Genomic DNA, 7,882 nt, shown 5'->3' on the forward strand with positions numbered 1-7,882 from the left:
GTCTATTTTCAACAAGATAAAATTAAATATGTAAATCGAAAATTTTAAAATAAGCAGCCTGACTACAAATGAATAGATGTCTTGAATATGAGGCAAACACCATTTCTCCATTTTATTCTTTCTAAGTTTAAGCTACATTCCATGGACTGACCCCAGTTTCCCCTATATATAGAAAAGTAGGGTCACGTCAACTATCATGTTCAAAAAAATAAAATGAAGACAGCCAACTATTGTTGGATGGCTACGGAAAGAAATAATTTGTTTACAAATTTTTGTTGACGGTTTCTTTTGATCTTAACGTTTGTACCCACATAAGGGGAAACTCTATCACCATCTCGATAAAAACCACTTCGCTACGCTTCGTAAACGGTATTCATCGACCTGCCGCCGTTTTCCCTCTTGCCTACGGCAATTCACCCTTTTGCGGCTCAATTTTGGTTTGTCTCATTTTTTTGCTTTTTTACATTTCATAAAACAGTTGATTTCATTGACTTATCTATCATCTAGACAGCAAATCATGGATACATGTATATATATAGCATTACTCCACAATTTGCTGTCCAAGATTAAAAAAATCCTTATATCTACTACCTTTTTGGCAAAATCGAAAATAGAAAAAACTTGATTTTTTTGTTACAACCGACTATTCGTTAAATTTGCTGATTAACCAATATCGCTTTCCTTTATAAGGATTATTACTCCCATCTTCTAATTTTTTTCGGTTATCTGGAAAACTAGCAATCGCATATTTTAATTTATTCGATTGGAGGTAGGATTGTAATTGGCCAATATCCTTTTGTAATCTGCCTCGATAATCCTTGATATCAAATTTCTCAATGACTTGTTTTTGACCCTCTTTGTATATTCTTTTACCAACCATTGTATCTAAATAGCTACATAATTCTTCTTGATCAAACATTTTCTCAAGTACCGTAATCCTATTTTTATGTAATAAGTTCGAAATGTACATCATATAGGCATCGCTTTCCTTTTTCCCTCCAGTTTCTTCCCTGAAATTATTGGTTTCTCTGCTCTGATCCAGCATTGCTTTAATCCGATCTCTCGTAGCTACAGCTTGAAGATATTTAACTCTGGACACTGTCTTCTTCGATTTATATTTTCCATCACTCGTTGCATTGTCTTTAATGATGTAATTGGATTTCCTCGAAAATTTACCCACTTGCTTTTTCCATTCTTCAACTCCACCATGAATAAAAGCATCTGCTTCATCCAGTTTCTTCTGGACTGATCTCAAGTAATTATTCAAATCTCGATTGTTTCGATTCAGCAACACCACATGAACCTTATCCTGGTCATTCTTGAATCTCTTTCGTCCAATACACTGTAGCATCGTATCCACATCAAATATATCGCACATAATTAATTTAATTTGTTCATCCTTCAAATCAAAACCATTATCAAGCACTGTCGTGGTGAATAGATATTTACAGTCAAACCTATTTTGCTTGACCATGGACTCCACTTGATCATCATCTACATGTTTGAGATACTTTCTGTTTTTGCTGCTGCTTTTACTGCATACGAATAATGAATCGTCATACTTCACATGAAGCTCAAAAGCCTTTTGGATCGTGTCTGCAAAATATATAATTTTATCGTTGGCTTTATTGAATTTGCGCTTAATCCATTTTTCTACTGCATAAAAGTCTGTATAAAAGGATAACGATGCAATTTGATTGAATTTTTTTGGAATAGAGTAAGACCATATCTTATTACCTTTTTGTTTGAGTTTTCGTCTGTATTGATCCTTTATGTAAGAGAATAATACATGACCTGTTGCAGACATAAAAATCCTAATTTGAGACTGTAATTTAAGGATGGCTTGAAGGGAATCATCCGAATTATCATTGAATCCACTATCTGTAGTAAAGTAATGCGACTCATCACACACAATGTATGTATAGGGAGAAAAATCGTACTCCTCGTCATTGTTTAACTGGTTCTCAATCGTTTGATATAATTCAACTTTGATTCTTGAGAATAATGAATTGTCGATAGCTTCTTTATTCTGTTTATACAGGTTCTTTCGATTAACCAATAAAAGGATATTTACATTTTGCCGATCCGCTAGTTGTTCCAGCTTGTTTCGAATAAAATAGGATTTACCTGATGCTGTCCCACTGCTAATTAAAACGATGTCTCCATTTTTCCATTCAACTTCCTCCCCGTTTATCTTCTCAGTTACATTTTGCTTTGGCTTATAATCATCAATTCTCATAAAACGCTCCTCACATCATTTCTAACATCTACATTTTAATGATTTGCTGCTTCCCATTCATCAATGGCTACAGATAGTTCTGGTGTTTTCAGATACATGGAAAATAAAACATTCGTCTTATAGTGTCGTGCCTTCGTTATAAATGAAAAACCCTTCTTCGTCAAAAAATTAAACAAATGGATATCGTAACAATAAAAATAGCTCATTTAGGTTCACTCCTCTCATTGTGGGATTACACCTATATATCAGGTGTCACCCAAGCGCCCGTGTTAACAGGCGCCAGATCATGACACCTATGATTCAATTTATTCGATATGGACTACCGCCTTAAAGCTTGATTTCGTTACTTTTTCAGTACTTATAAATTCGATTGCTGCACCATCAAAATCCAGTAAGGATAACCCCTCATCTCGACGAATGACCTGATCTCTCGGAATAATACATTTCCTTTCTCCATGCTCATCTACAACATGAACATAGCGGTACTCGACCACCTGAATCTGTAATTTCTTGCCCAATACCTGGTCAGCAACCAGCTGCGATTCTTCCTCCGACTTTTTCAATGTGCTGAGGCCAAGCGAGTAATCTCTCAATATTCGTCTTGTACTTTTCTCATCCAGCAAAGAAGGCGTATTACTAGTTTGTACTACGGTTTCCCTCTCAGCTTCATACCCAATAAAGAATTGTCCCATAATTTCAAATAATGAATACACACCATCCGGCACATTCAACAATGCAAACTCTAAATCATCGATGGCAGCGATGCCAACTTGAACAGTAAGCTCCTTACCTTCCACATTTCGATTCGTAAGCCGGTTCACCTTTCGTACTTCCCTCTTCATCACATTTTCATGCTGCTTTAGATTTTCCAGTAGTCCATCTACAAATAACCATGCAAAGGAGTACGTTCTGTAGGTTTGATATGCGATCTCGACAGCAACACTGGCAAGTACCGAAGGATAAGGACAGATCTCTTCACACTGAGTTTTGTATTCCTCTCGTAACCTAGCGTATTCCACGCTGATTGCTTTTCGGGTATCATTGTCTCGTTGCCATTTTTTTAGTTCATTAAATTGCATACGTCGATGATCAATTGGTTTTTTCTGCTCGTTGTATTCTTTATATAGTGGCTCAATGCGAGCTAAATAGCTCAGAAACTTGGGCTGACTAACTTTACTCATATCCTGTATCAGTTGTCTCGTACTCTCGATGCCCAAAATCGACTGATCCAGTTTTCCATCTTCCATCTGGAACTTGTCATCTATGTACTTTTCTGCCTTGACGCAAAATTGATTAAACGGCGATTTCGTTGAGTGCTGATAATCCTCTGCCTTGCCACCCTTCGCAAAACGAAAGAAATACGGCATTTGAATAGCCAGACGATCCAACACATATGGAATCTCTACTTCCAGTCCATTTTTGGTCGCATCAATGATTTGACCTTGGAGAAATTTTAAGACTGAGTTTTCCAAAACGCGTGCTTGCAGGCCTCCTTCCTCTAAAGCCAGATTCTGAAAATACGTATTCACATTCGTACATCTACCCGTCAGGTTATGTAGGCTTTTCAATTCCATCTTAACGATACTATCCATATGATTCGGTACAGGAGCAGCTACTTTTTTATCATCCTCATTGATAATCGTAGGAGCGTCAATCACTGCTGAGAGTATGGTGGGATCATTGGTACAGAGAGCCGTATCTCCGTCTACATCTCCTAGTCCAAGTCTTGCCAGTGTTAAATCATGACAGTTCAGAACAATCACATTGTCTAAATGACGCATATATCGGTTATGTACTTGTACAAAATCTAGCTTGCCCACTTCATTAAATATCGTTAGTGGTGATCGGAACAGCGCATGCATTCCACATTTCCGATTCATAAAAGCTTGGTTCTTCTTTAGCACACCTGTAACTGGATATCCGCTGGCATGCTCCATGAATGCAATCGGGTCATTAGTCAGATAAAAGTAGCTACCTCGAATCGGGATGCGACCTTTTAACATAATCGTTCAATGTAAGATTCAGCGCATGAATATATTGGTATGTCAGTGGTGGGTAGGCGTTCATCTGGTATGCTGGCTTCGCATAATTGGCGACCCAAAAGTGGTTATGATTATGTACTTTAAGTAATGCTTCATATTCCGTTATATTTTCAAACAAACACTGGGGCTTTGCTTCTCCCTCACTGTATTGATGCCATGCTTTGAAGCAGGATTTAGTAAGGATCAAATCAATAGGACGACCTCGTTCGTCAATGACAGGCTGAAATTCACCAAAAACATCCATTATTTCTGCCACGTTGTTTTCCTTGAACCATTTCATCAAATCGAATCGGATAAAGTTACCTTTGACATATGGAAGTCTTCCTTGAACTGCATTGGGTGAATAGGATAGATTCAGATGCTGTCTGATATGCTCCGCAAACTGGAAACTAATTAAACCTTGACCATCAAAAAACTGAACATTCTTATTTTCATACTTTGGATACTCCACTCGCTTAAATCCGATGGACTCTTCATTTATCGCGATAATTGGGATTTCTTCTGTTTGCTCGATGGAATAGCAAGGATATAGTTTGTCATTATACATAACTGAACGCGCAGGGAAAGGAATTGCTTCTAGCTTCACACGACGATTCTGCTTATTCCATCCATTGAAAGTTTTGAACTCTGATTGATCAGGATTAGACTTCGTACGACCATTCCACGAGATCGTTTTATTCGGTATACGTTCTAATTTATGTAATTGTTCCTTAGGTGGCTTTAATTCTTTCTTCGCTTTGAAATATTCACGCTGCTTCGTCTTTTCATCAAATATCAACTTCTGTTGCTCCAAATCTTCAGCACACTTTTCCACTTTCCATACATCCTCGATTATCGTATCCTTTTCATAATCTGGTATGACGACAATACGAGGGATAAACGGAACTGGTTGTGCCGCTGAACGACTCACACCAAGTGCTGCTTCCCACTTATGGGTATTAGTGAGTGGTGGCATTTTGCCGAGTGTAATGTGTTTATACAGATCAGCAACATACTTTTTCTGGATAAATTCTGTCCGCTGTGTACGTCCCATGGCAGGTGACTTGATCGAACGAACATATTTTCTTCCATTATAGTAGATGCCCTCTCGTAACATACGTTCAAACAAAGCTAGTTGAGATGGATCATCTTCGTCAATTTGATCAGCTTTGAGCATAAAGATTACATCGGTAACATCGGTGGAAGGATCATGTTCTGCTACGACTCGCTTAAGTTGATCGAGATAGATGCTGTTTGATACAGTGATAGTGCGAGTGTTAGATGGTGGCGCACAAAGTTGGTCACCTGCATGAGTGATCTCGTTAAAGTGGAACAGATTGATTTGGTATTGATTTCGTGCTGGATTAGTGGACAAATTTTAGCCTCCTGTTTTGTAGTTTGGACAATATGGTTGAGAATGTTCTATCCTGCTGGGTCTTGTACCCTTGCTACAATAGAACAAATGTTCCTATTCATTATATCAAATGTATGTTCGTATTACAATAGTCTAATTCGGAGAATTATTTTCAAATATGAAAGCAAGTCTTTCGAAAATAGAGGAATAGCACTATTTTAAGACATATAACTTGACGCTCCTCACGTTTCCTACCGCTAGAACTGCGTGAAGTCCTAATGAAAAGACCCAACATATTTGCCGGGTCTTCTGGCCTCATCATTGTGGAAATATTATCTTGAATATAGAGGAAAATATTTAAGTGTAACTTGTTCCCTATATTTCTAAAATACCACTATCATTTTCGTTTTCTACTAGTTTGCTTCCCCTTAAGTGAGCAAGATGTTTATTTATGTTATGATGAATTTTATAAAGGAGTTTATCCAAATTAGTCGCCATTGCTTCGACATGCATTTCGGGTTTTAGCAGGTACCCATGGAAATACTCCTGGCCTTTGCTGTGTTTACTGATTACTCTATGATTCCCATCAATTATAATAAAAGGGATATCCTGAATTCCCGACATATAACCAACAATAATCGGCTCCATGTTATTAAGCGCTACAGGTATGCGCTTTTCCTCAATCCCGCTTTTTTTCACACACTTAGAAAGATTAGGGAGATAAAAGTTCATATTGGGTTTCTCAGGAAAGTTTCGTTGAGCTACCTTTTTTAATGTTTCAATATTCCAAGTTATTGTATAATAAGACTTTTTGGTTAAATGTATTATTTGCATGTAATGTTCGGTATTATCCGTTAAAGGTTCTTCCTGTTCTGTTTTTAATTCATCTAGTCTTCTTCTGTAATCATCAAATAAGCTCTTCAATTTCGGACACTCATTTTTCATTTTTTTAAAAAAATCGTCTAAGTTATATTTCATAATAAGCAACATTAGCCTATAAAATCTTTTATAGAATTGCACGTAGTGAATTACCGTGATAGACAATCTAGCCAACATGTTATAAAAAATTTAGAATATTGCGTTGTGTATACTAGTTCTTATTCTCTTTCAGCTTTATAAACATATATCTTCTCATTCAATAAAACAGTTGTTTCTATAAAACGATTTACAGTGGATTCTGATGGATTAGGAGTATCTCCTAAGATAAAATGTACCTTATTAGTTGGATGGTAAATAAACCACTTGTTAAGTGTCTCTTGTTCTTGTATAAACAAAGCTCTACCATACAAATTGTATCTATTAGCATCCATAATACCAATCATAAATTTTAGACCAACAACTAAAAGTCCTGAGAACAAAATTACAAGGATAAGTGCAGCAAACAATAAGGCCGCTGTTCAGTCTTGTTTAAATCACCTACTAATAACGCTGCTGTATGAGACCCCACATAATAAGGAAGCACTGAAATATAGGAAAAGAGAAATAACATATAGAATATTACAGATAGTGTTCTGATAGTAGGACTTGTACTCAAAACTATTGACCGAACATAAATTTTAACTTTTTCAAACGAAGCGATCAAAAAAACCAGAACCATTCCTTCTAAGATTACCCCTAACATAAAAAAACTGATAACTAAATAGTATTTGTAATGCCATTTGTATGAATAGATTAGCAGTGTCGAGAAAAATAGCGAAATGTAAATCGTTTGCAAACAAAAATTTATTACTTTTACGAAAAATCTTTTTTCTTTACTTAAAAGTATTTTTTCAGTGAATGTAGATGTCATTAAGGTTACCGGTTGCATTTTAAAGAAAGCAGCAAGTAAGCCAATGATTCCTCCAGTATAACCAAATTCACTTAGAAACTTAGAAACTTGTTCAAACATTTGAATTTATTCCAACCTTCTCAATAAGATTTGCGCTTAAATATTTGCATTATCAATATATATACTAGAAAAGAGTGTTGAGCTATCCTCCTATCTAATCTAATAAAACAAATGACTAAAGACACAATATAATTAATTCCATAAGATAAATTTACAATTTTAAAATAATACAAATTCCTTCCAATCCATATAAGCTTCTAGAGAATGAGAATTCAATGTGAATTAGTGTATCTAATATCCCATCCCTTATCTTTAAAGATTTGAATATTTTCAGAACTAATTTGACTTTCCTTCATACCAAATGCGAATAAATGAGTAGGTCTGCTCATTGCAACATACAGAAGATTCTTCTCAACCCATTTATCATCATAGTTTATATC

7 protein-coding genes are annotated in these 7,882 nt (G+C 36.0%); all 7 read right to left on the reverse strand.

Going from position 1 to position 7,882, the window contains the following annotated elements:
• Nucleotides 1–643: 643 nt before the first annotated feature.
• Nucleotides 644–2,239, reverse strand: coding sequence for a DNA/RNA helicase (locus ACQQ6X_RS08115; protein ID WP_305164937.1), 1,596 nt, complete (start codon nucleotides 2,237–2,239; stop codon nucleotides 644–646).
• A gap of 35 nt (nucleotides 2,240–2,274) precedes the next feature.
• Nucleotides 2,275–2,445 (reverse strand): hypothetical protein, encoded by a 171-nt coding sequence (locus ACQQ6X_RS08120; protein ID WP_305164938.1) that lies wholly within the window; start codon nucleotides 2,443–2,445, stop codon nucleotides 2,275–2,277.
• Between the two features lie 99 nt (nucleotides 2,446–2,544).
• Nucleotides 2,545–4,242 (reverse strand): RNA dependent RNA polymerase, encoded by a 1,698-nt coding sequence (locus tag ACQQ6X_RS08125; RefSeq protein WP_305164939.1) that lies wholly within the window; start codon nucleotides 4,240–4,242, stop codon nucleotides 2,545–2,547.
• Nucleotides 4,211–5,635 (reverse strand): hypothetical protein, encoded by a 1,425-nt coding sequence (locus tag ACQQ6X_RS08130; protein WP_305164941.1) that lies wholly within the window; start codon nucleotides 5,633–5,635, stop codon nucleotides 4,211–4,213. Before ACQQ6X_RS08130 ends, ACQQ6X_RS08125 begins: the two co-directional genes overlap by 32 nt.
• Before the next feature lie 354 nt (nucleotides 5,636–5,989).
• Complete coding sequence (locus ACQQ6X_RS08135; protein ID WP_430493558.1) at nucleotides 5,990–6,559, reverse strand: hypothetical protein; 570 nt, start codon at nucleotides 6,557–6,559, stop codon at nucleotides 5,990–5,992.
• A gap of 152 nt (nucleotides 6,560–6,711) precedes the next feature.
• Nucleotides 6,712–6,999 carry a hypothetical protein gene (locus ACQQ6X_RS08140; RefSeq protein WP_430493559.1) on the reverse strand — a complete coding sequence of 96 codons (288 nt, stop codon included), beginning with the start codon at nucleotides 6,997–6,999 and terminating at the stop codon, nucleotides 6,712–6,714.
• Nucleotides 6,975–7,502: a hypothetical protein gene (locus tag ACQQ6X_RS08145; protein WP_305164944.1), complete on the reverse strand. Its 528-nt coding sequence runs from the start codon at nucleotides 7,500–7,502 to the stop codon at nucleotides 6,975–6,977. The genes ACQQ6X_RS08140 and ACQQ6X_RS08145 overlap by 25 nt, the downstream gene beginning before the upstream one ends.
• Between the last annotated feature and the right edge of the window lie 380 nt (nucleotides 7,503–7,882).

The organism is Paenibacillus ottowii, from assembly GCF_050516475.1.
GTDB classification, from domain to species: Bacteria; Bacillota; Bacilli; order Paenibacillales; family Paenibacillaceae; genus Paenibacillus; species Paenibacillus ottowii.

Excerpts from the sequence above, each read along its gene's own strand:
- ACQQ6X_RS08115 (WP_305164937.1), bottom strand. The coding sequence starts at position 2,239 with ATGAGAATTGATGATTATAAGCCAAAGCAAAATGTAACTGAGAAGATA.
- ACQQ6X_RS08120 (WP_305164938.1), bottom strand. The coding sequence starts at position 2,445 with ATGAGCTATTTTTATTGTTACGATATCCATTTGTTTAATTTTTTGACG.
- ACQQ6X_RS08125 (WP_305164939.1), bottom strand. The coding sequence starts at position 4,242 with ATGTTAAAAGGTCGCATCCCGATTCGAGGTAGCTACTTTTATCTGACT.
- ACQQ6X_RS08135 (WP_430493558.1), bottom strand. The coding sequence starts at position 6,559 with ATGAAAAATGAGTGTCCGAAATTGAAGAGCTTATTTGATGATTACAGA.
- ACQQ6X_RS08145 (WP_305164944.1), bottom strand. The coding sequence starts at position 7,502 with ATGTTTGAACAAGTTTCTAAGTTTCTAAGTGAATTTGGTTATACTGGA.